Here is a 437-nt window from a genome sequence, read left to right on the forward strand (position 1 = left end):
AAAATTCTATGAAAAAGATACATCATCAAGGGTGGACGAATTTCATCATTATCCAAAAAATCCGTCATATCATAGCCAATAAATTTCGCATCAATGCCAATGTCATCATCAGGATTGTCAAATACCCACCCCAAGGCATTGCCTTTACACCATCTCTCTAAACGCCCCGCTATCCCCTCCCTATGGGTGGTGTCAAAAAACATTTGTAAAGCAGATATCGTTCGTTGTTCTTTTGGCAATAAGGCAAGTTGTTCAACAGCAGACGTGATATCTTGTCTTTCCGCTTCACTGATCTTTTGATCTTCAGAAGAAACAAGCTTTATAATCCACTGTCGTAAAAAGACTCTATCGGCTGGATTGGTATAGTCTAAACCTTTTAACGGCGCTATGCCTGTTGGCTTCCCATTTTTCAAGGACATATAGGTGCCGCCACCGGC

At 41.4% G+C, this 437-nt stretch carries 1 pseudogene; it reads right to left on the reverse strand.

The window, feature by feature from the left end:
• Positions 1 to 437: pseudogene (locus BN338_RS10635) on the reverse strand (VirB4 family type IV secretion system protein); the annotation flags it as partial.

The sequence above is a fragment of the Bartonella queenslandensis AUST/NH15 genome (assembly GCF_000312585.1).
Classification (GTDB): domain Bacteria; phylum Pseudomonadota; class Alphaproteobacteria; order Rhizobiales; family Rhizobiaceae; genus Bartonella; species Bartonella queenslandensis_A.